Raw genomic sequence first — 26820 nt, forward strand, 5'->3', positions numbered from 1 at the left:
TCGGCGGGCGGCGCCGAGGGGAGACCGCGGCTCACCGTTGGGCGAGCCGGGCCTGGGCCGCCCGCCACGGGCCGGTGTCGCCGCGGGGCGTGTACCGGGTGAGCGGCTGGGTGCGGGTGAGCAGCCCGCGCTGGGCGACGAGATCGCCGACGAGCCCGTCCGCTCGGGCCTGCACGAGGACGTTGCCGAGGGCCGCCGCCTCGGTGGCGCCGGCCACCACCGGCAGCCCGCAGGCGTCGGCCGTGAGCTGGCACAGCAGCGCGTTGCGGGTGCCGCCGCCGACCAGGTACACCACGTCCACCGGATGATCGGCCAGCCGCTGCGCGTCCAGCACGGCCCGTCGGTGGGCGAGGGCCAGCGAGTCGAGGATGCAGCGGGTGATCTCCGCCCGGGTCCTCGGCACCGGCTGCCCCGACGCGCGGCACGCCTCGGCGATCCGCTCCGGCATCCGCCCCGGCGCCAGGAACGCCGCGTCCCCGGCGTCCACCACGGAGCGCAGCGCCGGCACGGTGGCCGCCTCCCGCAGCAGCGCCCCGAGATCCGGCTCGCCCCAGGCCCGTACGCACTCCTGGAGCAGCCACAGCCCCATGATGTTGCGCAGATAGCGGACGGTGCCGTCGAGCCCCAGCTCATTGGTGAAGTTCGCGGCCCGGCTCTCCTCGGTGAGCACCGGAGCGGACAGTTCCAGGCCGGCCAGGGACCAGGTGCCGGTGCAGATGTAGGCGAAGCGTTCCCCGGTCGCCGGGACGGCCGCCACCGCCGACGCGGTGTCGTGCGAGCCGACGGCCGTCACCGGCACCGGACCGGTGAGGCCGGTCTCCGCCAGCACCTCCGGCCGCAGCGCCCCGGCCGGATCGCCGGGCTGTCGCAGCGGCGCGAACAGACCGAGGTCGATCCCCAGCCGCTCGGCGACCTCGTACGACCAGTCCCGGGTCCGGGGATCGACGAGCTGGGTGGTGGAGGCGTTGGTCAGCTCGGTGCCCTGCTCGCCGGTGAGCCAGTACGCCAGCAGGTCCGGGATCAGCAGCAGCCGCCTGGCATGGGTGAACTGCTCCGAGTCCCGGGCGGCCGTGAGCTGGTAGAGGGTGTTGAACGGCGCGTACTGGATGCCGGTCGCCGCGTACAGCTCCGCCGCCGGCAGGGTCGCCCACACCTTCTCCGCGACGCCCTCGGTCCTGGCGTCGCGGTAGTGCACCGGGTTGCCGAGCAGGGCCCCGTCGGCGTCCAGCAGGCCGTAGTCGACGGCCCAGCTGTCGATGCCCACGGAGGCGAGCCGTCCACCGCAGTGGGCACCGGCCGCCCGCAGCCCGTCGAGGACACCGCCGTAGAGCGCCAGGATGTCCCAGCGCAGCCCCTCGGGGACGCGCACCGGCCGGTTGGGGAACCGGTGCGCCTCGCTCAGCTCCACCGAGTCCGGACTCACCCGTCCCACCATCACGCGCCCGCTGGAGGCGCCGAGATCGACCGCGGCGTACGACTTCACGCCCGCGCTCATCGCAGGAACGCGGCCGCCACACCCGCGTCGACCGGGATGTGCAGCCCGGTGGTGTGGGTGAGGTCCCCGCCCGTGAGCGCGAACACGGCGTTCGCCACGTGCTCGGGCAGCACCTCCCGCTTCAGGATGGTCCGCTGCGCGTAGAACTCGCCCAGCTTCTCCTCCGGCACCCCGTACACCGCGGCCCGCTGCGCCCCCCAGCCCCCGGCGAAGATCCCGGACCCGCGCACCACACCGTCCGGGTTGACCCCGTTCACCCGGATCCCGTGCTCACCCAGCTCGGCGGCCAGCAGCCGTACCTGGTGGGTCTGGTCCGCCTTGGTGGCGGAGTAGGCGATGTTGTTCGGCCCGGCGAACACGGCGTTCTTGGAAGCGATGTAGACGATGTCACCACCCAGCCCCTGCACGGTCATCACCCGCGCCGCTTCCCGCGATACGAGGAAGGACCCGCGGGCCATGATGTCGTGCTGGAGGTCCCAGTCCTTGACCGACGTCTCCAGCAGCGGCTTGGAGATGGAGATCCCGGCGTTGTTGACGACGAGGTCGACCCCGCCGAAGGCGAGGACGGCCGCCTTGAACGCGGCGGCGATCTGCTCCTCGTCGGTGACGTCCACGGTGACGGCCACGGCCTTGTCCGGCCCGCCCAGTTCCTCGGCGACGGCCACGGCGTTCTCGCCGTTCAGATCGGCGACGACGACACACGCCCCCTCCGCCGCGAGCCGGTGCGCGATGGCCTTCCCGATCCCGCTGCCGGCCCCCGTGACGAGCGCGACGCGCGTGGCGAGCGGCTTGGGCTTCGGCATCCGCTGGAGCTTGGCCTCCTCCAGCGCCCAGTACTCGATCCGGAACTTCTCGGCTTCCTCGATCGGCGCGTACGACGACACCGCCTCGGCCCCGCGCATGACGTTGATGGCGTTGACGTAGAACTCGCCCGCCACCCGGGCGGTCTGCTTGTCCTTGCCGAAGCTGAACATGCCGACACCCGGGACGAGCACGACGGCCGGGTCGGCGCCGCGCATGGCGGGGGAGTCGGGCAGGGCGTGCCGCCGGTAGTAGGCGGCGTACTCCTCGCGGTAGGCGGCGTGCAGCTCCCGCAGCCGCGCGACGGCGTCCTCCAGCGGCGCGGCCGGCGGCAGGTCCAGCACGAGCGGCCGGACCTTGGTGCGCAGGAAGTGGTCCGGGCAGGAGGTGCCGAGAGCGGCCAGCCGGGGGTGCTCGGCGCGGGCGAGGAAGTCGAGCACGACCTCGGAGTCGGTGAAGTGCCCGACCTGCGGCCGGTCCTGCGACGCCAGACCCCGCACGTACGGCGCGAGCGCGGCGGCCCGCTCCCTCCGCTCGGCCTCGGGCAGGGCCTCGTACCCCTCGACGACCGGTCCGAACGGCTCCGCCTTCCCCCGCTCGGCGAGGAACGCCTCGGCGGTCCGGATGATGTGCAGCGAGTTCCGCTCGCACTCCTCGGACGTCGATCCCCACGCGGTGATCCCGTGCCCGCCGAGGACGCACCCGATGGCCTGCGGGTTGGCCTCCTTGATCGCGGCGATGTCCAGCCCGAGCTGGAACCCGGGCCGCCGCCACGGCACCCACACCACGCTGTCCCCGAAGCACTCGGCGGTCAGCTTCTCCCCGTCGGCCGCACACGCGAGCGCGATCCCCGAGTCCGGGTGCAGATGGTCCACGTGCGGCGCGTCCACCAGCCCGTGCATGGCGGTGTCGATGGAGGGCGCGGCCCCGCCCTTGCCGTGCAGACAGTAGTCGAACGCGCCGACCATCTCGTCCTCGCGTTCCACACCGGGGTACACGTCCACGAGGGCCCGCAGCCGGTCCAGCCGCAGCAAGGCCAGCCCCGGTTCGGTGAGCGTGCCGAGGTCACCCCCGGACCCCTTCACCCACATCAGCTCCACGTCACCCCCGGTGACGGGATCGGCGGCGGTGCCCTTCGCGGACGCGTTCCCGCCGGCGTAGTTGGTGTTGCGGGGGTCGGAGCCGAGGCGGTGGGAGCGATCGAGAAGGGCGTCGACTTCGGGATGGGTGGTCATGAGCATGGGTTCCTTTTCAGACGAGGGATGGACAGACAGGGGCGCGGGGCCGTGTCGATATGCGGCTCCGCCGCGTGGGCGCGAGAAACCACAACGGGCCCGCACCCCGCAACGGCGTTCAAGAGGCGGACACTTCACGCCCCCCAACCGGCCTGCTCCCCGCCCACCCGCTCGGCGACGATCTTCTCGGCCCACCCGGACCGGGCGTACGCACCCATCGGATCGGCATCCAGCCCCAGCTCCTCACGGACCTCGCCGAGGAGCCCCCGCACATCCGTGTTGTACGCGTCCATCAGCACGGCATTGGCCCCCAGCACGTCCCCCGAGGCCTGCGCCTCGGCCAGCGCCGCCCGATCGACCAGCAGCGCCTTCGCGGTGGCCTCCTGCACGTTCATGACCGACCGGATGATCGCCGGGATCTTCGCCTCGATGTTGTGGCACTGGTCGAGCATGAAGGCGACGTCGGAGGTGAACCCCCCGCCGCGGATCACCTCGTACATGATCCGGAAGAGCTGGAAGGGGTCGGCCGCTCCGACCATCAGGTCGTCATCGGCGTAGAAGCGCGAGTTGAAGTCGAACCCGCCGAGCTTCCCCTCCCGCAGCAGCGTCGCCACGATGAACTCGATGTTGGTCCCCGGCGCGTGGTGCCCGGTGTCGACGACCACCTGGGCCTTGTCGCCGAGCTTCAGGCAGTGCGCGTAGGCGGTGCCCCAGTCCGGCACGTCGGTCGTGTAGAACGCCGGCTCGAAGAACTTGTACTCCAGCAGCATCCGCTGCCCGTCCCCCAGTCGCGCGTACACCTCGGTCAGCCCCTCGGCCAGCCGGTCCTGCCGGGCGCGGATGTCGTCCTGCCCTGGGTAGTTCGTCCCGTCGGCGAACCACAGCTTCAGGTCCCGTGACCCGGTGGCGTCCATGATGTCGACGCACCGCAGCAGGTGGTCGACGGCCTTGCGCCGCACCGCCGCGTCCGGGTGGCAGATGCTGCCCAGCTTGTAGTCGTCGTCCTGGAAGGTGTTGGAGTTGATCGCGCCCAGCCGCACCCCCCGCTCCTCGGCGAACTTCGCGAGCGCCGCGTAGTCCTCCACGGTGTCCCACGGGATGTGCAGGGCGACCGTCGGCGCGACCCCGGTGAAGGCGTGCACCTGGGCCGCGTCCTCCAGCTTCTCCCAGGGCGAGCGCGGCACACCGGCCTGGGCGAACACCTTGAACCGGGTGCCCGAGTTCCCGTACGCCCACGACGGCGTCTCGACGGCCTGGGTCTTGAGCGCGGCCTTCACTGCGGCGAGGTCGGTCACTTGGGGGCTCCTGTGGTGTCGGGCGGAACGACTGAGCGGATGTAGGGCGGAACGACTGAGCATGCGAACGCCGAATGTGAAACGATTCAGAACGGCAAGCTAGGTGCCGCCCGGAGGGGTGTCAAGAACTCCGGCGAACCCCACCTTCCGTGACTCCGCCGTGACCTTTGGCTATCGAAAATTTTTCGACACGGACCCATTGACGTGACATGACTGTGGTGCCTACGGTCCCGGCAATCCATTTGAAACCTTTCACGACACCGTGGCGGCCTCGCGGCCCCTCCGCCGGTGTCGTCGAGGAGCCCCCATGACCCACCCGCCTGACACGGGACCGGCCCCGGTGCTGGCACTGAAGGGCGTCTCGAAGTCCTTCGGCGCCGTACGCGCCCTGAGGGACGTCTCCCTTGAGCTGCTGCCCGGCGAGGTGCACGCCCTCGCCGGAGAGAACGGCGCGGGCAAGTCGACGTTGATCAAGACCCTCGCCGGAGTGCACCGGCCGGACACCGGTCAGGTGCTGCTCGACGGCGAGCCCGTCGTCTTCCACGGGCCCGGCGACGCCCGCGACGCCGGCATCGCCGTGATCTACCAGGAACCCACGCTCTTCCCCGACCTGTCGATCGCCGAGAACATCTTCATGGGCCGCCGGCCCCGCCGCGCCCTCGGCCGGATCGACCACAAGGCCACCCACGCCGCCACGGCGGCCCTGATGCGGCGGCTCGGCGTCGACCTCGACCCCGACCGGCCGGCCCGCGGCCTGTCCATCGCCGACCAGCAGATCGTGGAGATCGCCAAGGCGCTGTCCTTCGACGCCCGGGTCCTGATCATGGACGAGCCGACCGCCGCGCTCACCGGCAGCGAGGTCGCCCGTCTCTTCGGTGTCGTGCGCACCCTGCGCGAACAGGGCGCGGCCGTGCTGTTCATCTCCCACCGGCTGGAGGAGATCTTCGAGATCTGCCAGAAGGTCACCACGCTGCGGGACGGCGCCTGGATCGCCAGTGAGCCGCTCGCCGGGATGACCGAGGACGACCTGGTCCGCCGCATGGTCGGCCGCGACCTGGCCGAGCTGTACCCGAAGCAGCAGGTCCGGGCCGGCGACGTCGCGCTCAGCGTGCGGCGGCTGACCCGCGAGGGCGTCTTCACCGACGTCTCCTTCGAGGTCCGGCGCGGTGAGATCGTCGGCCTCACCGGGCTGGTGGGGGCCGGCCGCACCGAGGTCGCCCGGGCCGTGTTCGGTATCGACCGCTGGGACGCGGGCGAGGTCGAGGTCGGCGGGCGCCGGCTCACGAACGGCGCCCCGTCCGCCGCGATGGCGGCCGGACTGGCCCTCGTGCCGGAGGACCGGCGGGCCCAGGGCCTGGTGATGGACATGTCCATCGAACGGAACATCGGCCTGACCGGACTCCGCACGACCGCCCGGGCCGGGCTGATGAACCGGACCGCCGAACGCAGCCGGTCCCTGGACTGGGCCGTGAAGCTCCAGGTGAAGTACTCCCGGATCGCCGATGCCGTCTCCACCCTGTCCGGCGGCAACCAGCAGAAGGTCGTCCTCGCCAAGTGGCTCGCCACCGGCCCCCAGGTGCTCATCGTGGACGAGCCGACCCGGGGCATCGACGTCGGCACCAAGGCCGAGGTGCACCGGCTGCTCGGCGAACTGGCCGCCGACGGGGTCGCCGTCCTGATGATCTCCTCCGACCTGCCCGAGATCCTCGGCATGGCCGACCGGGTCCTGGTGATGCACGAGGGCCGGATCACCGCCGAGATAGCCCGCGCCGACGCCACCGAGGAGACCGTGATGGCCGCAGCCACCGGGAGGGCCGCCGCATGACGGTCACCACCACCGACGAGACCCCCGTCGCCGGGGCGCCCCGCTCCAGCGGCACCCGGCTGGTCGACCGGGTCTTCAAGATGCGCGAACTCGCCATCCTGGCCGTCTTCCTGGTGATGATCGCCGTCACCCAGGCCGGCAACAGCGAGTTCCTGTCCGAGCAGGGCATCAAGGACCTGCTCCTCAACGCGACGATCCTGGTGCTGGTCGCCACCGGCCAGTCGCTGGTCGTCCTCAGCCGCAACGTCGACCTGTCCGTCGGCTCCACGCTCGGCATCAGCGCCTTCGCCGCCGGAACCTATCTCCAGGGCGGCGGGAACGCGGTCGTCGCGATCCTGCTCGCCGTCCTGCTGGGCATCGGCCTCGGGCTGCTCAACGGCCTCCTCGTGAGCCTCGGCCAGGTCCCCGCCCTCGTCGTCACGCTCGGCACCCTGTACGTCATCCGGGGCGTCGACTCCATCTGGGTCGGCTCCCGCCAGATCACCGCGGCCGACCTGCCCGGCGGCTTCGTCGACTTCGGCTCCGGCGGAATCTCGGCGATCCCCTGGCTCGCGGTGATCGCGCTGGTGGTGCTCGTGGCCACCGGCCACTACCTCAAGCACTACGGCAGCGGGCGCGAGCTGTACGCCCTCGGCTCCAATCCGGAGGCGGCCCGGCTGGCCGGCATCCCGGTCCGCAAGCGCATCCTGGCCGCGTACACGTTCTGCGGAGGGCTCGCCGGACTCGCCGGCGCGATGTACCTGGCCCGGTTCGGGAACGTCGACTCCGGCACCGGCAACGGCTACGAACTCACCGTCGTCAGCGCCGTGGTGGTCGGCGGCATCGCCTTCACCGGCGGCTCCGGCAGCGTCTACGGCGCCGCCCTCGGCGCCCTGCTGCTCACCTCGATCAACAGTGTGCTCCCCGCGCTCGGCGTCAGCTCCGTGTGGGTGCTCGCCATCAACGGCGTCCTGCTGCTGCTCGCCATCGCCGTCGACCGGATCGTCGCGCTGCGCGTGGCCGCCGCCCTGAAGAAGAAGTCGGCCCCCAGGAGGTCCGCCATGGCGAAGGAGAAGGCCGGTGCCTGAGTCGCTCACCCGCGCGGTCCGCTGGGACACGGTCGTCGGCGCGCTGCTCATCGTCCTGTTGCTGCTGTCGTTCGGCTTCGTCGACGGCTTCGGCAACGCACTCAACCTGTCGTTCCTCATCGGCAACACGCTCCCGATCGCACTGATCGCCCTGCCGATGACCCTGCTGGTCGTCGCCGGCGAGATCGACCTGTCCGTCGCGTCCACCGCCGGGCTGTCCGGCGCGGTGATGGGCAAGCTGTGGAACGAGGGCATGGCCATCGAGACGATCATCCCGCTGTGCCTGCTGCTCGGGGTGGCGTGCGGGCTGGTCAACGGCCTGCTGGTGACCCGGCTCGGGCTGCCGTCGCTGGCGGTCACCATCGGCACGCTGGCCGCCTACCGGGGTATCGCGCAGATCGTGCTCGGCTCCGACGCCGTGACCGATTTCCCCTCGCAGTACCTGGACTTCGCCGCCGGCCGCATCGGCGGCTCCTTCCTGCCGCAGGCCTTCCTGCCGTTCCTCGTGCTGCTCGCCATCGCCGTGGTACTGCTGCACGCCACGCCGTTCGGCCGGTCCCTCTTCGCCATCGGAGCGGGGGAGGAGGCGGCGCGGTTCGCGGGGATCCGGGTGAAGCGGACCAAGCTCCTGCTGTTCGTCGCCACGGGGGCCATGTCGGCACTGACCGGTGTCTTCTGGGCGCTGCACTACGCCAGCGCCCGGTACGACAACGCCACCGGGCTCGAACTGTCCGTCGTCGCCGCCGTGTTGCTGGGCGGGATCGACTTCGACGGGGGCAGGGGCACGATCGGCGGTGCCATCGCCGGCGTCTTCCTGCTCGGTGCGTTGCAGAACGTGATGAGCCTGCTGAACGTCTCGGCCCAGTCGCAGATCGTCGTCACCGGTGTGCTGCTCGTGGTGTCCGTGCTGGGCCCCCGGGTCGCGCGGCAGATCTCTCTCGCGCGGGCGGCCGGCTCCACCGGCTAGCCCGTCCGCCGGCCGCGGGCCGTCCGCGGCCGGTCGCACCCCCGCGGCGGAGCCGCACATCAGTACAACCCCGCGCCCGTTGAGGGCGCACCACCCACTCCTCTCGACAAGGGGCCCATTCGATGCTCAAGCCGACCCTCCGCCGCACCTGCGCCGCCCTCGCCGCCGGCACCTCCCTCGCCCTCGCGCTCACCGCCTGCGGTGGCACCACCAAGAAGGACGTGAAGGACGACAACGCCGCCGCCGCCTCCGCCGGCAAGGCCGACCCGAACGCCGTCACCAAGAAGGGTCTGACCGTCGGCTTCCTGCCCAAGCAGGTCAACAACCCCTACTTCACCACCGCCGACAAGGGCGGCGAGAAGGCGCTCGCCGAGCTCGGGTCGAAGTACAAGGAGGTGGGGCCCAGCAGCGCCACCGACACCGCCGGGCAGGTGAGTTACGTCAACACGCTCACGCAGCAGCGGGTGAACGCCATGGCGGTGTCCGCGCAGGACCCGGGGGCGCTGTGCACGGCGCTGAAGCAGGCCATGAGCAACGGCATCAAGGTCGTCACCTACGACTCCGACACCAGCCCGGGCTGCCGCAACGCCTTCGTCTCGCAGGCCGGCGCCGAGGACCTGGGCCGTACCGAGGTGCAGCTGCTCGCGAAGCAGATCGGGTACAAGGGCGAGATCGCGATCCTGTCGGCCGCGCAGACCGCGACCAACCAGAACACCTGGATCGGCTACATGAAGGACGAGCTGAAGGACCCCAAGTACAAGGACATCAAGCTCGTCAAGATCGCGTACGGCAACGACGACGCCCAGCAGTCCTTCCAGCAGACCCAGGGCCTGCTCCAGGAGCACCCGAACCTGAAGGGGATCATCTCCCCGACCACCGTCGGCATCAAGGCGGCGGCCCAGTACCTGTCGGGCTCCAAGTACAAGGGCAAGGTCAAGCTGACCGGGCTCGGCACCCCCAACGACATGCGCAAGTACGTGAAGAACGGCACCGTCGACGCCTTCGAGCTGTGGGACCCGGCCGAGCTCGGCGACCTGGCCGCCCGGACCGCGGTCGCGCTGGCCTCGGGGCAGATCACCGGCAAGGAGGGCGAGACCTTCAAGGCCGGCGCCACGACGTACACCGTCGGCAAGGACGGTGTGATCAACCTGGGCAAGCCGACCGTGTTCGACGCCAAGAACATCGACCAGTTCAACTTCTGACGGACGGGGGCTGCTGATGCAGCGCGTGTGCTTCCTGCTGAAGGTCAGGGCGGACCGCCTCGACGAGTACCGTGCGCGGCACGCGGCCGTCTGGCCGGAGATGCTCGACGCCCTGAAGGCGACCGGCTGGCACAACTACTCGCTGTTCCTGCGCGAGGACGGCCTGCTCGTCGGCTACCTGGAGACCGAGGACTTCGCCGCGGCCCAGGCCGGTATGGCGGCCACCGACGTCAACGCGCGCTGGCAGAAGGAGATGGCACCGTTCTTCGAGTCCCTGGACGGTGCCCGGCCCGACGAGGCCATGCGACCGCTCACCGAAGTGCTCCACCTCGACTGACGCGGGAGCCGCGCGCATGAGACCCTGCGTCACCCGGCAGGGCGTCACACGACTGGACGCCCACGCCGTCCACTTCGTCTCCTACGACGGCCTGGTCGACACCAACCCGTCCCAGGAGAACGGCAGTTCCTCGCCACGCCCGAGGGCCGGCTCCGGCTCAGCCACCGCGCCGGGGGAGCGGACCACGTTCCGGGCGGCGCACCACGGACCATGTCGCCGACCGGATCGCCCACGGACGCGCCTTCCGTCTGTGCGAGACTGCCTGCGGTGGCCGGCGGAAGACCGAGATGCCTGTCCCGTCCCGCTCCGCTCCAGTCGCCGCACCGAGCTCGTCCCCGACCGGGACGACAACGCCTACGCCGTGCTCCCGGTCGGCCGGATCGCCGCGGCCTCTCGGGCCTCCGGGTACCCGGCCGGGAGGCTCCTCCTCGACGGCGGCGGGCTGAACGCCTCCGGCGAGATGGTGGTCGACGAGACCCGGATCAGGGCGGACAACGTCCCTGTCTTTCCCGTACCGGGAGAAGTCCGCCGGCGCGGCGCCCTCGGCGCTGCGCGCGGCCGACTTCGCCCTGCCGGCGTGACGGTAATGTGAAGGTCGTCCCGCCGCATCCCCGTTCCCTGGAGGTCCGAAGCCCGATGGCCCAGTCGGTGGGTATCAAGGATGTCGCCCGCGCCGCCGGAGTGTCGGTGGGCACGGTGTCCAACGTCATCAACCGCCCGGACACGGTCGCAGGCGAGACCCGTGCCCGGGTGCTGTCCGCGATCGACCGGCTCGGCTACGTCCGCAGCGAGTCGGCGCGCCAGCTGCGGGCGGGGCGCAGCCGGATCATGGGGCTGCTCGTGCTCGACATGGGCAACCCCTTCTTCGTGGACGTCGCGCGCGGCGCCGAGCGCGCGGCCCGGGACGCCGGGCTCGGCGTGATGGTGTGCAACAGCGCGCAGGACGCGGCCGAGGAGGCCGAGTACCTGTCGCTCTTCGCCGAACAGCGGGTGCGCGGCGTGCTGCTGACCCCTGCCGACGCCACCGGCCGCAACATCGCGGCCTTCCGCCGGCACGGCATCCCGTTCGTGCTGGTCGACCGGGTCGCCGAGGGCGCCACCGAGTGCTCGGTCTCCGTGGACGACGTCGCGGGCGGCGCGCTGGCGGTCCGGCACCTGGTGGACGCCGGACACCGCTCGATCGCCTACGTCAGCGGGCCGCCCGGGCTGAACCAGGTCCGCGACCGGCGCACCGGCGCGCTGAACGCCCTCGCCGAGGCCGGGCTCGGCCCCGAGGCGCTGCGCGAACTGCCCACCGAGCGGCTCGACGTGGCCGCCGGCCGGGACGCGGGCGCCCGGCTGCTCGGCCTCGCCGACCGGCCCACCGCCGTGTTCTGCGCCAACGACCTGCTCGCCCTCGGCGTGCTCCAGGCGATGTACGCGGCGGGCGTCACGGTCCCGGACGACCTGGCGATCGTCGGCTACGACGACATCGAGTTCGCCGCCGCGGCCGCCGTACCCCTCACCTCGGTGCGCCAGCCCGCCGTCACGATGGGTGCGCTCGCCGCCGAACTGCTGCTGGAGGAGACCGAGCAGGACGAGGGGGACGGCAAGGGGAAACGGACGCACGAGCACCGACGGGTGGTGCTCCAGCCGGAGCTGGTGGTGCGCCGGTCCAGCCTCGCCGCACGCTGAGCCGCGCGTGTGCCCCCCGCCCCGGGCCGCGCGCCGACCGGGGCGGTGATCGCAGGCGCTGACCGGAAGTTCAGTAACAATCCATGATCCCGGGGCTCGGTGCACGCCGGCTCATGTGCTCAACTGGGAGACGTCCAGCCCGTCCGTCCCAGGAGACCCGTTGAGCCTCAGCTACCGCCAGCCCGGCGTCGTGCTCACCGACCACCACTTCACCGTGCCCCTCGACCACGCCGACCCCGGCGGCGAGGCCATCGAGCTGTACGCCCGCGAGGCGGTGGCGAGCGACAAGGCCGGGCAGGACCTGCCCTGGCTGGTGTACCTGCAAGGCGGCCCCGGCTTCGGGGCGAATCGTTTCGTCGGACGTCAGGCCTGGCTCGACCGGGCCCTGGAGGAGTACCGCGTCCTGCTCCTCGACCAGCGCGGCACCGGCCGCTCCACGCCCGCCACCCGGCAGACGCTGCCGCTGCGCGGCGGCCCCGCCGCCCAGGCCGACCACCTCACCCACTTCCGCGCCGACTCCATCGTCCGCGACTGCGAGGCCATCCGCCCCCAGATCACCGGCGGCGCCCCGTGGACCGTGCTCGGCCAGAGCTTCGGCGGCTTCTGCACGGTGTCGTACCTCTCCCTCGCCCCCGAGGGCATCGCCACCGCGATCATCACCGGCGGCCTGCCCTCCCTGCACGCCCACGCCGACGACGTCTACCGGGCCGCCTACCCGCGCATCGAGCGCAAGGTCGCCGCGCACTACGACCGCTACCCGCGGGACGTGGAGCGGGCCCGCCGGATCGCCGACCACCTCCTCACTCACGACGTGGTGCTGCCGAACGGCTACCGCTTCACCGTGGAGGCCTTCCAGTCCCTGGGCCAGATGCTCGGCACGAGCGACGGCAGCCACCGGCTGCACCACCTCCTGGAGGACGCCTTCGCGGTGACCCCGGCCGGCCTGGAGCTGTCCGACGCCTTCCAGGAGCAGGCCCAGTCCCTCCTGTCGTACGCCTCCCACCCGCTCTACGCCGTCGTCCACGAGTCGATCTACGGCCAGGACGCGCGCCCCACCGCCTGGTCGGCCGAGCGCGTCCGCGCCGAGTTCCCGCAGTTCGACGCGGCGAAGACACTCACCGGTGACGGCCCGGTGCTGTTCACCGGCGAGACCGTCCACCCCTGGATGTTCGACGCCGACCCGGCCCTGCGCCCGCTGCGCGAGACGGCCGACCTGCTCGCCGCCCGCACCGACTGGCGGCCCCTCTACGACCCCGCGCGGCTCGCCGTCAACGAGGTCCCGGTCGCCGCGGCCGTCTACCACGACGACATGTACGTCGACGCCGGCCACTCCCTTCAGACGGCCGGCGCGATCCGCGGCCTGCGCCCCTGGGTCACCAACGAGTACGAGCACGACGGCCTGCGCACGGGCGCGCCCCGCGTGCTGGACCGGCTGCTGGCGCTGGTGCGCGACGAGGTGTGACATGAGCGATACCGCGGCCAGGGGCGCCGTGAAGGACGTTGCGCACGGGGCCGGGCGGCATAGGGTGCCGCCCATGAGCGAGCCGAAGATCACCCAGCTCCAGCCCCTGCCCGACGACTGGCAGCGCGCCCTCGCCGTGGTGGCCCACCCGGACGACCTGGAGTACGGGTGTTCCGCGGCGGTCGCCGCCTGGACCGACGCCGGCCGTGAGGTCGCCTATGTGCTGGCCACCCGCGGCGAGGCGGGCATCGACACCCTGGACCCGGCCACCTGCGGCCCGCTGCGCGAGCGTGAGCAGCGGGCCAGTGCGGCCGTCGTCGGCGTCGGCACCGTGGAGTTCCTCGGCCACCGGGACGGCGTGATCGAGTACGGCAGCGCGCTGCGCCGCGACATCGCCGCCGCGATCCGCCGCCACCGCCCCGAACTCGTCGTCACGCTCAACCACCGCGACACCTGGGGCGGTGTCGCCTGGAACACCCCCGACCACGTCGCCGTCGGCCGAGCCACCCTGGACGCCGCCGCCGACGCGGGCAACCGCTGGATCTTCCCCGAACTCGCCGAGCAGGGCCTCCAGCCCTGGAACGGCGTCCGCTGGGTGGCGGTCGCCGGTTCCAGCAGCCCCACCCACGCCGTCGACGCCAGGCCGGGCCTGGACCGCGCGGTGCGCTCACTGCTCGAACACCGCACCTACATCGAGGCGTTGACCGACCAGGACCCCGAAGTCTACGTCCGCGACTTCCTGACCGAGACCACCACGGCCACCGGCGAGCGCTTCGGCGGCACACCGGCGGTCGCCTTCGAGCTGTTCGCCCGCTAGCGGCGCCACGGGCCGCCGCCGTGGGGGCGGGCGGTGCGGGGGCAAGCTCGCAGGTCAGTAGGCTGGACCCCATGCCGGATCAGATAGCCGACCCCTCCGACCTGCGCGCCGACTGCGCCCGGTGCTTCGGGCTGTGCTGTGTCGCCCTGCCCTTCGCCCGCTCCGCCGACTTCGCGCTGGACAAGCCCGCGGGCAAGCCCTGCCCGAACCTCCGGGGCGACCACCGCTGCGGCATCCACGCCGACCTGCGCCAGAAGGGCTTCACCGGCTGCACGGTCTACGACTGCTTCGGCGCCGGCCAGAAGGTCTCGCAGGTCACCTTCGGCGGGCAGGACTGGCGTACCGGGTCCCAGGAGCACGCGCGGCGGATGTTCGACGTCTTCCCGGTCGTACGGCAGCTGCACGAGCTGCTGTGGTACCTGACCGAGGCGCTGGGCCTGCCCGCCGCCCGGCCCGTCCACCCCGAGCTGCGCCGGGCGCTGGAGAAGACCGAGCGGCTGACCAGGCGGACTGCCGAGGAACTGGCCGCGCTGGACGTGGCCGCGCACCGGCAGGAGGTCAACGTGCTCCTGCTGCGCACCAGCGAGCTGGCCCGGGCCGGCGTCGGCGGCAAGGGCAGAGGGAAGGGCAAGGGCCGGGGCAGGGACCGCAGGGGCGCGGACCTCATGGGCGCCCGCCTCAGGGGCGCCGACCTGCGCGGGGTGAGCCTGCGCGGTGCCTGTCTCATCGCCGCCGACCTCACCGGTGCCGACCTGCGGGGCGCGGATCTGATCGGTGCCGACCTGCGCGATGCCGACCTGACCGATGCGGACCTGACCGGTGCCATCTTCCTGACCCAGCCGCAGCTGAACGCCGCGCGCGGCAGCGCGGGCACTCGGCTGCCGGCGTCAGTCAGTCGCCCGGTGCACTGGACAGCGAGCGGGTGAAGCCGGGCGCTGTGCCGCCGTGGCCGCGTCGTGCGTGTGCGGTGAGGTGTCGTCCGCCGTCTGCGGGTTCGCCGTGACCGGTCGCGCCCACGCGGCGTCAGCCGCGTGTCGGACCCCGCCCCGCGCCCCTTCAGGGCGCCTCTCACCGGCCCCCTTGAGGGCCGGCCGGCGTTCCAGCCGCAGCCGCAGCCCCTCCGGCATCAGGGTCAGGCGTTCGGCGACGCTCAGCCGGTAGCCCGGGTCGGCGGCCAGGTCGTAGCGGCGCAGCAGCAGGCCGAGGACCAGGGTCGCCTCGTGGAGGGCGAACTGGCGGCCGATGCAGGCCCGTGCGCCGGTGCCGAACGGCTTGAACGTGTGCGGTGGCCGGGCGCGGACGGCCGCCGGGGTGAAGCGGTCGGGGTCGAACCGTTCGGCGTCCTCGCCCCACACCTCCGGCTCGCGGTGCAGCATCGGCGTCAGCACCAGGGCCCACGCGCCCCGGCGCATCGGATGGTCCCCGGCGAGGACGGTGTCCCGCCGGGCCTCGCGGGCGAAGGCGGGCGCGGTCGGCCACAGCCGCAGCGACTCGTCCAGCACCCGGCGGACCTGGCGCAGCTTGGCGACCTGGTCGTAGCCGGGCCGCGGGGTGTCGCCCCAGACCTGTTCGACCTCGGCGCGCGCCCGGGCGGCGATCTCCGGGTGCCGGGCGAGGTAGTGGAGGGCGAAGGAGAGCGCGCCCGAGGTGGTCTCGTGGCCAGCGACCAGGAACGTGATCACCTGCTTGCGGACGTTCTCCGACGACAGCTTCTCCCCGGTCTCCGGGTGCGCCGTCGCCAGCATGCGGTCCAGCAGGTCCCCCTCGCCGCCGCCGGACCGGCGCCGGGCGGCGACCAGGGCGTCGACCGTGCGGTTGAGGTGGGCGATGTCGGCCGCGTTGCGCCGGGCCGCGGCGCGCAGCAGCAGCGGGGCCAGCGGGCCGGGCACGCTGTTCAGCCGCTGCGCGTAGGTCAGCGTGCCGACCATCGCCGTGACGAAGGGGTGCGGCCGGTCCCGCTCGAAGGAGCCGAAGTCGTGCCCGAAACCGGTCCGCGCGATCGTCTCCAGGGTCAGCCGGGTCATGTCGCCGGGGACGTCCACCGTGCGCCCGGCCGCCAGCTGCCGGTCCCAGTGGTCGGTGAGCCGGCCGGCCACCGACAGCATCATCCCGTGGTAGCCCTCCATGGCCTCCCGGCTGAACCCGGGCGCCAGGACGTCGTGCGCCAACTGCCAGTTGGGCTCGTGGTTGTAGGCGGTGAACAGACCGTCACCGGCCACGGGCCGCAGATTGGCGACGCCGAGTCCGACGTGCTTGGCGAACCGGGACTCGTCGGCGAGGTCGGCGACCAGCCGCGCCCCCCACACGAACACGAACTCCTTGCCGAACGCCCGGCGGCGGAAGATCGGCCCGAGCTCGCGCGCGTAGCGCATCGAGTCCTGCAACGGCCGGTGCCGGTCGGCGCCGAGGACATCGCCGAGCAGCGGCAGCCGGTGCGGCGGACGGGGGATGCGGCGCAGCTCGGGCCAGCCCCGCTCGGCGCTCCGGAAGCCCTTCGGCAGCCCGGTCTCCATGGTCTCCGTCGTCGCCGCCATGACGCGATCTCCCTTGATCCAGCGGATGGTTGACGCAGTGACGCGCGCGTGTTGTACGTGGGTTCAATAGCGCGTCCCAGTGTGGTGCCCTTGTTGAATCCGCGTCAAGTAAAGTGACGCCATGCCCGCGAACCAGGGGGAGCGCGCCCGGCGCAGACTCAGCACCGAGGAACGCCGTGAACAACTGCTGTCGGTCGGCGCGAGGCTGTTCTCGGAGAGCCCCTACGACGACGTGTGGATCGAGCAGGTCGCCGAGATCGCCGGGGTCTCGCGAGGGCTGCTGTACCACTACTTCCCGACCAAGCGGGACTTCTTCGCCGCCGTCGTGGAGCGGGAGAGCGCGCGCATGCTGCGCATGACGGCGGCCGAGCCCGGGGTCCCGGTGCGCGAGCAGCTCGCCGCCGGCCTCGACACCTACCTCGGCTACGTCCAGGCGCACGCCCACGGCTTCCGCGCCTTCCACCGCGCCGACGCGGCCGGCGACCAGGCCGTGCGCCGGGTCTACCAGCGGGCGCTGGCCGCCCAGGAGGAGCAGATCCTGGCCGCGCTCGCCGCCGACCCCGAGTTCGGTCCCGCCGTCGAGACCGCCCCGCAGGTGCGCCTGGCGGTGCGCGGCTGGCTCGCCTTCACCACCGCCGTCTGTCTCGAATGGCTGCGCGGGGAGGGCGAGTCGAGTCGCGAGCAGGTGCGCGACCTGTGCGCCCGCGCTCTGCTGGGCGTCCTCACTTAGCGGTCGGATCCGGACGTCCTTCGGGGGTCGACCGTGCGACAGCGGCACGCCGGTCTCGGCGGGACGCTGACAGGCCGGCGCCTTGGCCTCGGCGACCGGCACGGGAGTGAAGCGGGCGGGGTGGGCCGCCGCCGTATCCCGTGCGGCGTGTCCGGCGGTCGAGAACTCAGGCGGGGGGCGGGGCTGTCGCCTGGCGCGTCTGCTGGATCAGGACGGCAGTGGCTCGTTCCAGGAGTTCGCAGAGTGCGGCGTGCTCGGAGGGCGTGAACGCGTCGGTCAGTGCGCGCTCAAGGACGATCACCTCCTGGTAGGCGCGGTCGAGGACCGCCTGCCCCTCGGCGGTCAGGGTGGCGATCTGCACTTTGGCGTGCACCGGGGATGCCTCGCGGCGGATGAGTCCCTTGGCCTCCATGTTGGTGAGAACGCTGCTCATGCTCTGCTGAGTCACCCCGCAGGAGCGGGCCAGCTGCGCCCCGGACATGCCGCCCTCACGGGAGAGGGCCAGCAACACGGTGTACTGCGTCATGGTCAGGCCGTAGCCGCGCAGCACTGCCTCATGGTGCGCCATCAGGGCCTGCTCGGACCGCCTGATCCGCGTACAGAGGGACTCCTCGACCGGGGCTTCCACCATGCACTCCCACTCAACTGACAGGTTCATGGGTTGACTCAGGAACCTTATACACGTAGCGTCTCGACTCTCGATTATAAGGATTCTGACTCAACACAGGGGGCTGTGACCATGAAAGCTGTCGTTCTCGACGCCGAGGACCACTACCAGGTCGCCGAACTCGACGAGCCCGCCCCCGGCCCCGGGGAGGTGGCGATCCAGGTCGCCTACGCCGGGATCCAGTGGGGGGACGTCATGGTCCGGGACGGCCACCTCCCCTTCCCGCGCCCCTTCGTCCCCGGCTTCGAGGCGTCCGGGCACATCACCGCGGTCGGCGAGGGCGTACCCGCCCACCGCATCGGTTCGCCCGTCGCCGCGCTGACAACGGCGGGCGCCTGCGCCGAGGTGGTCGTGGCTCCCGCCGTGCTCAGTCTGGACGTCGGCGACCTGCCGCTGCGGACAGCCGCGGGTCTTGGCTGGGCCGCGCCGACCGCCTACGACCTGATCCACACCGCGGCTCAAGTGCGCCCCGGCGACGGCGTGTTGATCCACGCCGCGGCCGGCTCGGTCGGTACGCTCGCCGCCCAGTTCGCCCGGCACGCGGGCGCCGGCCGGGTCGTCGGCGTCGTCGGTGGCGCGGCCAGGGCCGACTACGCCGCCCGGTTCGGCTACGACCAGGTCGTGCTCCGCGAAGAGTTCCCGGCCAAGCTCGACGACGAACGCTTCGACGTGATCCTCGACCCGGTCGGCGGCTCGACCCGCCGCACCGGCCTGGAGCAGCTCGCGCCGCACGGCCGCCTCGCGGTGTACGGCAACCTCAGTACCTACGAACCCGTCCTGGCCGACACCAACGCCCTGCTCACGCAGGGCAAGTCGCTGATCACTTACAACAGCGACCTGCTCGGCCGGACCCACCCGGAACGCCTCGCCGACAGCGCCCGCCGCGCACTCGGTCTCGCCGCAGACGGCACAGTGCGCGTGGACATCACCGCCGAACACGACCTGGCAGACCTGGCCACCGCCGTACAGCGGCTCGCCGAGGGCACCACGTACGGCAAGAGCATCCTCCGCATCGCCTGACGGCACGCGCGGAAGCGCCGACCACGAGGCGGTTCCCCCTGGCTCTCCGCCAGGCGGAAGAGACCGCCCCGACGCGGAGGCCGAGCCCACCGGCCCGCCTCATCACTGCCGGGCAGCGACCCAGGCCGCTGCCCGGCCTGTCGATGCCCCGCACGGCCAGGCCCATCGCGTCAGCCTCGAAGAACTTCCGGATCCGACCACTTGGGCCCGCTCGGACCGCTCGGCCCGCTCGGCCGGAACGCCTCCTCCGTCGACGTGGCCTGGTTGGCGTGCGCCCCGATGTCCGATAGGTTAGGCAAGGCTTACCTAAAGGAGGTCACGGATGGGTGACACGCAGGAGTGGACGGCCGCCCCCGGCGCGGCGGAACGGGCGCGCTCGGTGCTGGCCGCCGCGTGGTCGTGCGCGGTGACCGCGGACGGCGTCCGCGAGGAGTACGTCGGCGCGCACACCGTCACCGACGACGGCGCGGTACGGCTGGCGGTGCCCGACGACAGCGGCCTGTTCGGGGCGGTGCTGTGCGCCCCGCGCCAGGAACCCTCCGCCCTGCTGGAGTTCGCCGACGTGGCGCCCGTACCGGTGCGCCACCGCATCCGCGCCCGGCTCTTCCTGTCCGGCTGGTTCGCCCCGTCCGAGGGCACCCTTCTCTTCCGGCCCACCCGCGTGGTGCTGCGCCGGTCCGCCGGGGCCGTGGTGGTCGACCTGGACGAGTTCACCGCCGCCCGGCCCGACCCCCTGGCCGGCGCCGAGTCCCGGCTGCTCACCCACCTCGCCGACGCCCACCCGGACGCCGTCGAGCGGCTCACCCGCCTGGTGCGGCCCGAGAGCCTGCACGCCGCGACCCGGGTGGTGCCGCTCGCCGTCGACCGGCACGGACTCACCCTGCGCATCGAACGCACCCGCGCCCACGGCGACGTACGACTGCCCTTCCACACGCCCGCGGACGACGTCACCCAGCTCACCGAGCGCGTGCACGCCCTGCTCGCCCAGGCCAGTACGGCCGCCTGCCCCCGGGCACTACAACGGCAGCGCGCAGACGGCGACGGGTGAAGCGAACGGCTCACCGGCCGGGCGGAGTTCACCGCTGTCGGCGGCGACGCGGAAGACGGTGACCGTGCCCGAGCGCTGGTTCGCCGCGAACAGCAGCCGGCCGTCGGGCGAGAACGCGATCTGCCGGGGGAAGTCCCCGCCCACCGGTACGGTGCCGAGCAGCCGCAGCCGGGCCCCGCCGTCCTCGACGGCGTACCGCGCGAGGCTGTTGTGGCCCCGGTTGGCGAGGAACGCGTACCGGCCGTTCGCCGTCACCAGGATCTGTGCCGGATAGTTCGTGCCGCCGCCGGACCCCGTCGACTGCGGCTCGCCGATCGTCAGGCGCCCGGTTCCCGGCTCGTACGCGCACACGGCCACGGTGTCGTCCACCTCGTTGGCCAGGTAGGCGTACCGGCCGCCCGGATGGAAGGCCAGATGGCGCGGCCCCGCGCCGGGCCGGGTCCGTGCCCGGGCCACCTCCGTGAGCGTGCCCTTCACCCGGTCGAGGCGGTAGGTGTAGACGGTGTCGGTGCCGAGGTCCACGGCGAGGACGTGCCCGCCGTCCGGACTCGTCAGGAACTGGTGGGCGTGCGGCCCCTGTTGACCGGGACCGGGCGGCGGAGAGCCGTGCGTGACCAGAGCGGTGCGCTCGCCCGGCGCGCCGGAGGCTTCGATCGGGTGCACGGCGACACTGCCCGAACCGTAGTTGGCGCTGAGCAGCCAGCGCCCGGAGGGATGCACCGACAGATGGCACGGGCCCGCGCCGCCGGTGCTCCGGGTGCCGAGGACAAGCCGGTCCGCTAGGCGCACGGCCGTCACCCCGCCGTTCTCCCGCTCGTCCACCGCGTACAGCGTGCGGCCGTCCGGGTGCACGGCGAGATACGACGGGTCGGGCACCCCGGTGAGCGTGCCGGACCCGGTGATCCGGCCCGACTCCGGGTCGTACGAGGCCAGGCCGATGCCGGTGCCGCCGCCCTCGACGGAGGTGTAGGTGCCCACGTACAGCGGGCGCGGACCCGACGGCTTCCGGGGCGGCGGGGCCGCCTCCGGCCTGTCCTGCCCGGCCGGTGTGTCCGTCGGTGGGGCCGCCGGGGACGGCACCATGACGACCGCCGCCGTACCGGCCACGGCGCCGACGAACCGGCGTCTGGTCCAGCCGCCGTGCTCCCGCTCCGGGTGCCGGTTCCGCCGGGGGAGGGGAGACCCTTCCCCCGCCGTCTGTGCCTCCGTGCCCATGCCGCTACCCCAGGTCGTCGGTCGCCCCGCTCGTGACAGTCACCTTGGCCCGCGCACGGCGCCGGGGGCAAGCCGTTGCGGGCAGCGCAACGCCGGCGGTCCCTACCAGTCCCCGTCCTCCACCGGCTTGCCCGGCGCGTCCTTCAGGGGTGTCACCTGGTCGGTGGACGGCGCCTGCCACGGCTCCAGGTCGTCCCCGAGCCACTCGCCGACCGGTTCGACCGCCTCCAGGGTGTCCGTGGGGGCGAGGTCCTCGGCGTCCGCGTCGTAGTAGTCGTACCAGGGCAGGCCCGCCCGGGTGTAGGCCGCCCGGTCCACCGGTGACGGGGGTGGCGCCTCGCCGGTGATCCGGCGCCACTCCGGGGGCGTGACCAGGTGCACGAACACCCGCCCGGCGGGCTGCTCGGACCAGTCGTCCAGCGGCCGGTCGTCCTGGTACACCTCCTGCCGCATCGAGCCGCCGACGCCGAGCCCCATGGCCGTGGCGCGGCGCGGGGGAGCGGCGGCCGGGGCGGGCGGACCGCCGAAGGCCGCGACGGGCGCGGACGGCGGCGATCCGGGGAGTCCGCCGGGGGCCGGGGCGGCCATGGGCAGGGCGGCGCCGTAACCGCCTGGCGCGTCGGCCAGGCGCCGCTGCCGTTCCCCCTCCCGGCGCCGCCACTCGGCGAGGGCGTCCTCCTTGAGCGGGAAGGACCGGAGCTGCACGCCGCCCCACACCTCCTCGCCGGTGACCTGCCCCTCCACGGTCGCGCCCAGCCCCAGTGGTACGGCCACGAACTGGCGGACCGTGCCTTTGCCGGAGTTGATGCCGTCCAGCCAGGGCTGGCGGGGCAGCACCACATAGTTCTGCGGACGCCGGGACAGCCGGTCCCGCCAGGGCTCGCCGGACACCGCGCACACCTTGCCCACACCGACCTGGAGCGCGGCCGGCTCCGACGCGGCGAAGCTCAGCCACATGGCCTCGCGCAGATACACCGGCAGCATGACGCCGCCGCGCGCCCGCATCCACGCGGGCACCCGGTCGGCGTGGTCGGCCACCCGCCGGACCGGGAACTCGCCGAGCCCCGGCGGCAGCGGATGCGTACCGCTCTCGGGCAGGCGCAGCGTGCGGACGAACCGCACCGCCACGCCGCCGGGCAACCGCAGCGTGTTCCCGTCGATCCGGACTCCGTCACCCGTCATCCGTACGCTCCTTCGCCTCCGGCGCGGTCAGCGGCCATCCGCACGTTCCGTCCTTCGGTGCGGTCGGTGGTCGTCGCCGTGCGTTGCGTGTCTTGCGGTGCGGTCGGCGTTCGTCGCCGTGTGTTCCGTGTCGTGCGGTGCGGTCGGCGGTGTGCGTTCCGAATCCTCCGGTGCCGTCAGCGGCCGTCCGTCGCTTCCTCGTCCGCGTCGCCGGACCGCCCCGGCGCCTTCCTCACCGATAACGCTCACCGAACCCCGCGCGGTTCCGCCACAGTTCCTCCTGGACCCCGAGGCGGTCGCGCAGCCAGGCGATCCGGGGCAGCTTGGCCCGGTGCCCGCGCGAGACCCGGTCCAGCTCCTCCAGCAGGCGGCGGGTGCGGTGCTCGGTGTTCAGCTCGTCGATGATCCTGGTCGTCTCGGTCAGGACCGCCCCGAGCAGCTGCCAGTTCGCCCAGTCCTTGCGGATCTCCTCCTGGAGCAGCTCGGCCAGCCGGTCCCGGGTGCCGGCCGCCGTGTGCAGCTCGGCCGACAGCCGTGCCTCCGCCGACTCGGCGTTCTCGCTCAGATGGGTCGTCACCAGCACCGCGAAGCTGACCACCGCGTCGGCGATCTCCGACAGCAGTTGCTCCACGGTCGCCCCCACCCGGGGCGGGAACAGTTCCTCCGGCCCACGGGCCTTCGCCAGGTCCGTGAACGAGCGGGCCAGCACCCGCAGCACCACCGTGCAGATCTCCAGCGTGTCCAGACCGGTGCGCAGCACCACCCGGTGCAGCAGTCCCTCCTTCACCCGTGGGTTGAGCCGCAGACTGTCCTCCGCCTGCCGCAGCGCCGCGTCCACCTGCACGATGTCGTGGTCCAGCCGGCGCGCCTCGTGCAGCCGCTCGGCCGCCCGCTCCCAGGGGATCCGGCCCCCCGCCTCCTCGCCCATCCGCAGCATGAGCTGGCGTACCCGGCGGGCCAGGTCCTCGATGGACCGGCCGGCCTCGTCCACCCACACCGGGGGTGGCAGCAGCAGGTTGCAGGCGGTGCCGACGACCGCGCCGATCAGCGTCTCGACGATCCGTGCCCAGGCGGTGAACCCGACCGTGGTGACACCGAGCACCAGCATGGCGCTGATCGCCACCTCGGCGACGTACTCGTCGACGCGGACCAGGTGTCCCACGGCCAGCGCGGCGACGATCAGCAGGGCGAGGCTCCACCAGGTCAGGCCCACCAGCACGCTGAAGGCGATGGCGACCAGGACACCGGCGACCACGGAGTTCACCCGGCGGATGCCGTTGGTGAGCGTGGCGTAGAAGGTCACCTGGACGACCAGCAGCGCGGTCAGCGGCGCGGTGAGCGGGGCCGGCTCGGGGCTCAGTCTGAGGGCGATCACGTAGGCGACCGTCGCGGCCGCGGCCGACCGTAGCGTCTGGACGACCACCGGCTCCCGACGGCGCTTCGCCAGACGCAGTAGTCCCGTGGTCAACTTTCGTTCGCGCATCCCTTGGCCTGTTCCCGTTCATCGGGTGCGTCGAACGTAGCTGTTTGTGAGCTGGTTCCGCCTGATTTGGGCCAGATGGTTACGCGTACAGCTTGTCGATGAAAGCGGCCAGGTTGCCCGTCGTGCGCGCGATCTGCTCCTCCAGGGCCAGGCTCTCCTCGAACCGGGTGCCGGACTCGGGGGTCTTCCTGCCGCGCACGTACAGCGAACAGGCCAGGTCGGTGCACATGTACAGCCCGACCGAGTTGCCCTCCCGGCCTGCCGCGCCCGCCTTCCGCGCGGTCATCAGCGACACCCCGCCGCCGGGATGCGTGGTCAGACACAGCGAGCACATGCTCCGGTGCAGGAAGCCGTGGTGAGAGGCGGGGAAGCGCAGGGCCACGCCGACGAGCCGGCCCTCCCGCTCCGTGACCAGATAGCTGCGGTCGGGGGCGCCTGGATCGCGCCAGCCGAGGAAGTCCAGATCGCCCCAGGGGCGGTCACCGAGATCGCGCGGGACGGCCAGGCGCTTCGCCTCGCCTTTGGAGCAGTTGACGAACGAGTTGCGGATGTCCTGCTCGGTGAGCGATCTCATGGGGGGAGGTCCTTCCGGATTGCCAGTGCGAACGAACCTAGATGGTCTAGGTTGGGGACTATCCTATTTAGCTGTACGGGGGTGGGCCAATGGATTTCCGGTGGAGGCTGCCCGGGCTGCCGCAGCGTGCCCGGCGGGCGCTGGACCATGTCAGCGGCACCGCGTCCGGCCCACCGCTCGACCCCGGCCTGCGCATCACGGTCAACTTCCACCCCGACCGGATCTCCGGCGGACTGCCGATCCTGGAGTCGCTGGCCCGGGACGGCGCGTACCACTCGCAGTTCGTCACCGGCACCAGCAACGGCGGCCTCACCGCGCACCCGGGCGGCGACCGGACGCTCTGGGAGAGCCGGATCTTCGGCGGTGCCTACGACGACGCCGACCCGGCCGAGCGCCCGGTGTACGGCGCGCTGGACTTCCGGCGCCAGGTGGTCGGCGCGGCCCCCCGCTTCGGCTCCTCGCACCTCAGGCTCTCCGGAGCGGTCCTGGCCCGGGCCACCTTCTGCTACCCGGACAGCTCGGCCGGCCCCGGCGACTTCGGCGTGGCCGGTGCCATGCCGCTGATCTCCCTCGCCGAGGCCGACGAACAGGACGCCCTCAACGACTACATCGAGGCCCAGGTGCACGGGGGTGTGCTGCTCGACCGGGACGTGGAGGCGCTGGTGCTGGACGCGAGCTACCGGGGCACACCGGTGGAGACGGCCGCCCGGCGCCTGCCCTTCCCGCTCATCTGGCACCCCGGCTACCGCCTCACCGTCGCCGAGCTGCGCCGCCACGCCGACTACCGCGGTCCCGAGTACGCCGACCTCGGCGCCCGCATCTCCGAGCACGGCCTCATCACCCCCCGCGTGATCGGCGACGCGGCCCGCACCGCCCGGTACGACCTCCAGGACCTCAAGATGGTCTGGCACACTCTGGCCCGCTTCGGAGCCCCGGAGGGCGCGGGAACGGCGAGACTCCCCCCGCCACCGACCGTCCCGCCTCCCACGGGCGTCGCGGCCGATCCCGGGGACCCTGCGGTGATGGCTGGCACGGACACCGCGGCCGATCCCGGGGGTCGCACGTCCATGGCTCCCACGGTCACTGCGGCCGATCCCGGGGACCCCGCGTCCATGGCTCCGACAGGCACCGCGGCCGATCCCGGGGACCCCGCGTCCATGGCTCCCACGGGCGCCGCCGCCGTGCAGATCCCGCCGGAGCGCAGCGGCTGAGGTTCCCGGTGGCCTGCGGCCGCGGATGCTGTCCTCATGGCTTCGACGGGTGCCGCCACGAAGCGCTGCCGTTGCTCGGACACCCCCACCGCCGAATTGCTCTCCCGTCCCGGCCGCCGTCAGCGTCCCCCGGACGAACCGCCCCGCCCTCCCCTCGTGCCCCCGGCGCGCCCGCTGCTCACCGCCCGTCCGTCGCCGTCCCCGGCTCCGGTGGCCACACCCCCGTGGCCAGTACCCCCATCGCATAGGCCCGGGCGACCAGTTCCGTGCGGTTCGTGGCGTTCCAGCGTGCCGACAGGCGGCGCAGGTGGTAGGTGACGCCGTCCCTGGTGAGGCCCAGTTCGCGGGCGGCGCGGGCCGTCGTGGCGCCGCCGGCCAGCAGGGCCAGGACCCGTCGCTCGGTGTCCGTGACCCGTACCGGCTCCGGTTCCGGTGCGGGGCGCTCGCCCAGGACCCGCAGCATCACCAGCAGCGCCGGTGTCTCCTCCACGCTGTCGCTCACCGGGTCCGCCGTCAGCTCCCCGTGCCGCTCGGCCCCGCCGGGCGCCCGCCAGCACACCGACACCTGGTAGCGGGAGCGGTGCCGCAGCCGCAGCGCCTCGGCGATCCGCTCCACCTGGCCGGCCTGCTGCGGCCGGAACAGCTCCAGCACATGCCGGCCGCGCAGCCGCCCAGGGGTCGTACCGCACTCCGCCGCCATGGCGGGGTTCGCCAGGACGACCTGGCCGTACACATCGCACACGGCCACCGGTACCGCCACCCGGTCGAACAGCATCTGCGCACGGTTGCGCCACACCACCGCGTCGGCCCGTCCCGCTTCCATGGCATCTCATCCAAGAGGAAAGACCAGGTCAGCGGCAACTTGGCGGCAAGGACCCGGCCGCTGGCCGCGACGGCCCGGGGCGCGCAAGTCCCGGCGCGCACTTTCCACTGCACGATCGTGTAGTACCACGGCCCCGGCGCCCTCCGCCCGTCGACC

The 26820-nt window shown here is 72.7% G+C and carries 23 protein-coding genes; 13 read left to right on the top strand and 10 right to left on the bottom strand.

Features of this window, described 5'->3' with window-relative positions:
• Positions 1 to 31: 31 nt before the first annotated feature.
• From ACH4LD_RS11620 to rhaI, 3 genes are all read right to left on the bottom strand, one after another.
• Positions 32 to 1495, bottom strand: coding sequence for a rhamnulokinase family protein (locus tag ACH4LD_RS11620; RefSeq protein WP_398054014.1), 1464 nt, complete (start codon positions 1493 to 1495; stop codon positions 32 to 34).
• A complete protein-coding gene (locus ACH4LD_RS11625; protein ID WP_398054015.1) occupies positions 1492 to 3531 on the bottom strand; it encodes a bifunctional aldolase/short-chain dehydrogenase in 2040 nt (679 codons plus the stop codon). Before ACH4LD_RS11625 ends, ACH4LD_RS11620 begins: the two co-directional genes overlap by 4 nt.
• Positions 3532 to 3665: 134 nt before the next feature.
• Positions 3666 to 4826: an L-rhamnose isomerase gene (rhaI, locus tag ACH4LD_RS11630; protein ID WP_398054016.1), complete on the bottom strand. Its 1161-nt coding sequence runs from the start codon at positions 4824 to 4826 to the stop codon at positions 3666 to 3668.
• A 307-nt stretch (positions 4827 to 5133) separates the two neighbouring features.
• Between rhaI and ACH4LD_RS11635 the strand changes: the two genes are divergently transcribed.
• The 9 genes from ACH4LD_RS11635 (at position 5134) to ACH4LD_RS11675 (ending at position 15103) form a co-directional block, all read left to right on the top strand.
• The gene (locus tag ACH4LD_RS11635; protein ID WP_398054017.1) at positions 5134 to 6651 is read left to right on the top strand and encodes a sugar ABC transporter ATP-binding protein; all 1518 of its coding nucleotides are present in this window, start codon (positions 5134 to 5136) and stop codon (positions 6649 to 6651) included.
• Positions 6648 to 7718 (top strand): ABC transporter permease, encoded by a 1071-nt coding sequence (locus ACH4LD_RS11640; protein ID WP_398054018.1) that lies wholly within the window; start codon positions 6648 to 6650, stop codon positions 7716 to 7718. Before ACH4LD_RS11635 ends, ACH4LD_RS11640 begins: the two co-directional genes overlap by 4 nt.
• Positions 7711 to 8685, top strand: coding sequence for an ABC transporter permease (locus ACH4LD_RS11645; protein WP_398054019.1), 975 nt, complete (start codon positions 7711 to 7713; stop codon positions 8683 to 8685). The genes ACH4LD_RS11640 and ACH4LD_RS11645 overlap by 8 nt, the downstream gene beginning before the upstream one ends.
• Before the next feature lie 122 nt (positions 8686 to 8807).
• Positions 8808 to 9887: a rhamnose ABC transporter substrate-binding protein gene (rhaS, locus tag ACH4LD_RS11650; RefSeq protein ID WP_398054020.1), complete on the top strand. Its 1080-nt coding sequence runs from the start codon at positions 8808 to 8810 to the stop codon at positions 9885 to 9887.
• A gap of 16 nt (positions 9888 to 9903) precedes the next feature.
• The gene (locus ACH4LD_RS11655; RefSeq protein ID WP_132785627.1) at positions 9904 to 10224 is read left to right on the top strand and encodes an L-rhamnose mutarotase; all 321 of its coding nucleotides are present in this window, start codon (positions 9904 to 9906) and stop codon (positions 10222 to 10224) included.
• 636 nt (positions 10225 to 10860) lie between these two features.
• Positions 10861 to 11898: a LacI family DNA-binding transcriptional regulator gene (locus tag ACH4LD_RS11660; protein WP_132785628.1), complete on the top strand. Its 1038-nt coding sequence runs from the start codon at positions 10861 to 10863 to the stop codon at positions 11896 to 11898.
• Between the two features lie 160 nt (positions 11899 to 12058).
• Complete coding sequence (locus ACH4LD_RS11665; protein ID WP_398054021.1) at positions 12059 to 13360, top strand: alpha/beta fold hydrolase; 1302 nt, start codon at positions 12059 to 12061, stop codon at positions 13358 to 13360.
• A 73-nt stretch (positions 13361 to 13433) separates the two neighbouring features.
• Positions 13434 to 14177: a PIG-L deacetylase family protein gene (locus tag ACH4LD_RS11670; protein ID WP_398054022.1), complete on the top strand. Its 744-nt coding sequence runs from the start codon at positions 13434 to 13436 to the stop codon at positions 14175 to 14177.
• A gap of 71 nt (positions 14178 to 14248) precedes the next feature.
• Positions 14249 to 15103 carry a pentapeptide repeat-containing protein gene (locus ACH4LD_RS11675; RefSeq protein ID WP_398054023.1) on the top strand — a complete coding sequence of 285 codons (855 nt, stop codon included), beginning with the start codon at positions 14249 to 14251 and terminating at the stop codon, positions 15101 to 15103.
• Here ACH4LD_RS11675 and ACH4LD_RS11680 read toward each other — a convergent pair.
• On the bottom strand, positions 15065 to 16711 hold the full coding sequence (locus ACH4LD_RS11680) for a cytochrome P450 (protein ID WP_398054024.1): 1647 nt from the start codon (positions 16709 to 16711) through the stop codon (positions 15065 to 15067). The two genes, ACH4LD_RS11675 and ACH4LD_RS11680, sit on opposite strands and share 39 nt — an antisense overlap.
• A 121-nt stretch (positions 16712 to 16832) precedes the next feature.
• On the opposite strand from ACH4LD_RS11680, the gene ACH4LD_RS11685 reads away from it, so the two are divergent.
• Positions 16833 to 17441, top strand: coding sequence for a TetR/AcrR family transcriptional regulator (locus tag ACH4LD_RS11685; RefSeq protein WP_398054025.1), 609 nt, complete (start codon positions 16833 to 16835; stop codon positions 17439 to 17441).
• A gap of 166 nt (positions 17442 to 17607) precedes the next feature.
• Here the strand turns inward: ACH4LD_RS11685 and ACH4LD_RS11690 are convergent, their stop codons facing one another.
• Positions 17608 to 18099: a MarR family winged helix-turn-helix transcriptional regulator gene (locus tag ACH4LD_RS11690; RefSeq protein WP_398054026.1), complete on the bottom strand. Its 492-nt coding sequence runs from the start codon at positions 18097 to 18099 to the stop codon at positions 17608 to 17610.
• An 81-nt stretch (positions 18100 to 18180) separates the two neighbouring features.
• Here ACH4LD_RS11690 and ACH4LD_RS11695 point away from each other — a divergent pair, with 81 nt between their 5' ends.
• Together ACH4LD_RS11695 and ACH4LD_RS11700 are read left to right on the top strand one after the other, a co-directional pair.
• A complete protein-coding gene (locus ACH4LD_RS11695) occupies positions 18181 to 19128 on the top strand; it encodes a zinc-binding alcohol dehydrogenase family protein (RefSeq protein ID WP_398054027.1) in 948 nt (315 codons plus the stop codon).
• A 322-nt stretch (positions 19129 to 19450) separates the two neighbouring features.
• Positions 19451 to 20176 (top strand): DUF2470 domain-containing protein, encoded by a 726-nt coding sequence (locus ACH4LD_RS11700; protein WP_398054028.1) that lies wholly within the window; start codon positions 19451 to 19453, stop codon positions 20174 to 20176.
• Here the strand turns inward: ACH4LD_RS11700 and ACH4LD_RS11705 are convergent.
• The 4 genes from ACH4LD_RS11705 to ACH4LD_RS11720 all read right to left on the bottom strand — a co-directional run bounded on the left by ACH4LD_RS11705 (position 20144) and on the right by ACH4LD_RS11720 (position 24630).
• The gene (locus ACH4LD_RS11705) at positions 20144 to 21259 is read right to left on the bottom strand and encodes a lactonase family protein (protein WP_398054132.1); all 1116 of its coding nucleotides are present in this window, start codon (positions 21257 to 21259) and stop codon (positions 20144 to 20146) included. The two genes, ACH4LD_RS11700 and ACH4LD_RS11705, sit on opposite strands and share 33 nt — an antisense overlap.
• A gap of 234 nt (positions 21260 to 21493) precedes the next feature.
• On the bottom strand, positions 21494 to 22573 hold the full coding sequence (locus tag ACH4LD_RS11710; RefSeq protein ID WP_398054029.1) for a hypothetical protein: 1080 nt from the start codon (positions 22571 to 22573) through the stop codon (positions 21494 to 21496).
• Positions 22574 to 22805: 232 nt separating this feature from the next.
• Positions 22806 to 24056 (bottom strand): aromatic acid exporter family protein, encoded by a 1251-nt coding sequence (locus tag ACH4LD_RS11715; RefSeq protein WP_398054030.1) that lies wholly within the window; start codon positions 24054 to 24056, stop codon positions 22806 to 22808.
• A gap of 79 nt (positions 24057 to 24135) precedes the next feature.
• Positions 24136 to 24630 (bottom strand): FBP domain-containing protein, encoded by a 495-nt coding sequence (locus ACH4LD_RS11720; protein ID WP_398054031.1) that lies wholly within the window; start codon positions 24628 to 24630, stop codon positions 24136 to 24138.
• Positions 24631 to 24719: 89 nt separating this feature from the next.
• On the opposite strand from ACH4LD_RS11720, the gene ACH4LD_RS11725 reads away from it, so the two are divergent.
• Complete coding sequence (locus ACH4LD_RS11725) at positions 24720 to 25841, top strand: DUF3626 domain-containing protein (RefSeq protein WP_398054032.1); 1122 nt, start codon at positions 24720 to 24722, stop codon at positions 25839 to 25841.
• A 178-nt stretch (positions 25842 to 26019) separates the two neighbouring features.
• On the opposite strand, the gene ACH4LD_RS11730 is transcribed toward ACH4LD_RS11725, so the two are convergent.
• On the bottom strand, positions 26020 to 26664 hold the full coding sequence (locus ACH4LD_RS11730) for a PAS domain-containing protein (protein ID WP_398054033.1): 645 nt from the start codon (positions 26662 to 26664) through the stop codon (positions 26020 to 26022).
• Positions 26665 to 26820: the final 156 nt, after the last annotated feature.

The organism is Streptomyces sp. NPDC017676 (assembly GCF_044329325.1).
GTDB lineage: Bacteria > Actinomycetota > Actinomycetes > Streptomycetales > Streptomycetaceae > Streptomyces.

Bases quoted from the DNA above. Each gene is read 5' to 3' on its own strand.
- ACH4LD_RS11635 (WP_398054017.1), top strand. From the start codon at position 5,134: ATGACCCACCCGCCTGACACGGGACCGGCCCCGGTGCTGGCACTGAAG.
- ACH4LD_RS11695 (WP_398054027.1), top strand. From the start codon at position 18,181: ATGAAAGCTGTCGTTCTCGACGCCGAGGACCACTACCAGGTCGCCGAA.
- rhaS (WP_398054020.1), top strand. From the start codon at position 8,808: ATGCTCAAGCCGACCCTCCGCCGCACCTGCGCCGCCCTCGCCGCCGGC.
- ACH4LD_RS11660 (WP_132785628.1), top strand. From the start codon at position 10,861: ATGGCCCAGTCGGTGGGTATCAAGGATGTCGCCCGCGCCGCCGGAGTG.
- ACH4LD_RS11625 (WP_398054015.1), bottom strand. From the start codon at position 3,531: ATGACCACCCATCCCGAAGTCGACGCCCTTCTCGATCGCTCCCACCGC.
- ACH4LD_RS11640 (WP_398054018.1), top strand. From the start codon at position 6,648: ATGACGGTCACCACCACCGACGAGACCCCCGTCGCCGGGGCGCCCCGC.
- ACH4LD_RS11675 (WP_398054023.1), top strand. From the start codon at position 14,249: ATGCCGGATCAGATAGCCGACCCCTCCGACCTGCGCGCCGACTGCGCC.
- ACH4LD_RS11725 (WP_398054032.1), top strand. From the start codon at position 24,720: ATGGATTTCCGGTGGAGGCTGCCCGGGCTGCCGCAGCGTGCCCGGCGG.
- ACH4LD_RS11715 (WP_398054030.1), bottom strand. From the start codon at position 24,056: ATGCGCGAACGAAAGTTGACCACGGGACTACTGCGTCTGGCGAAGCGC.
- ACH4LD_RS11670 (WP_398054022.1), top strand. From the start codon at position 13,434: ATGAGCGAGCCGAAGATCACCCAGCTCCAGCCCCTGCCCGACGACTGG.
- ACH4LD_RS11655 (WP_132785627.1), top strand. From the start codon at position 9,904: ATGCAGCGCGTGTGCTTCCTGCTGAAGGTCAGGGCGGACCGCCTCGAC.
- ACH4LD_RS11700 (WP_398054028.1), top strand. From the start codon at position 19,451: ATGGGTGACACGCAGGAGTGGACGGCCGCCCCCGGCGCGGCGGAACGG.
- ACH4LD_RS11730 (WP_398054033.1), bottom strand. From the start codon at position 26,664: ATGGAAGCGGGACGGGCCGACGCGGTGGTGTGGCGCAACCGTGCGCAG.
- ACH4LD_RS11690 (WP_398054026.1), bottom strand. From the start codon at position 18,099: ATGAACCTGTCAGTTGAGTGGGAGTGCATGGTGGAAGCCCCGGTCGAG.
- ACH4LD_RS11620 (WP_398054014.1), bottom strand. From the start codon at position 1,495: ATGAGCGCGGGCGTGAAGTCGTACGCCGCGGTCGATCTCGGCGCCTCC.
- ACH4LD_RS11710 (WP_398054029.1), bottom strand. From the start codon at position 22,573: ATGACGGGTGACGGAGTCCGGATCGACGGGAACACGCTGCGGTTGCCC.
- ACH4LD_RS11680 (WP_398054024.1), bottom strand. From the start codon at position 16,711: ATGGCGGCGACGACGGAGACCATGGAGACCGGGCTGCCGAAGGGCTTC.
- ACH4LD_RS11685 (WP_398054025.1), top strand. From the start codon at position 16,833: ATGCCCGCGAACCAGGGGGAGCGCGCCCGGCGCAGACTCAGCACCGAG.
- ACH4LD_RS11705 (WP_398054132.1), bottom strand. From the start codon at position 21,259: ATGGTGCCGTCCCCGGCGGCCCCACCGACGGACACACCGGCCGGGCAG.
- ACH4LD_RS11720 (WP_398054031.1), bottom strand. From the start codon at position 24,630: ATGAGATCGCTCACCGAGCAGGACATCCGCAACTCGTTCGTCAACTGC.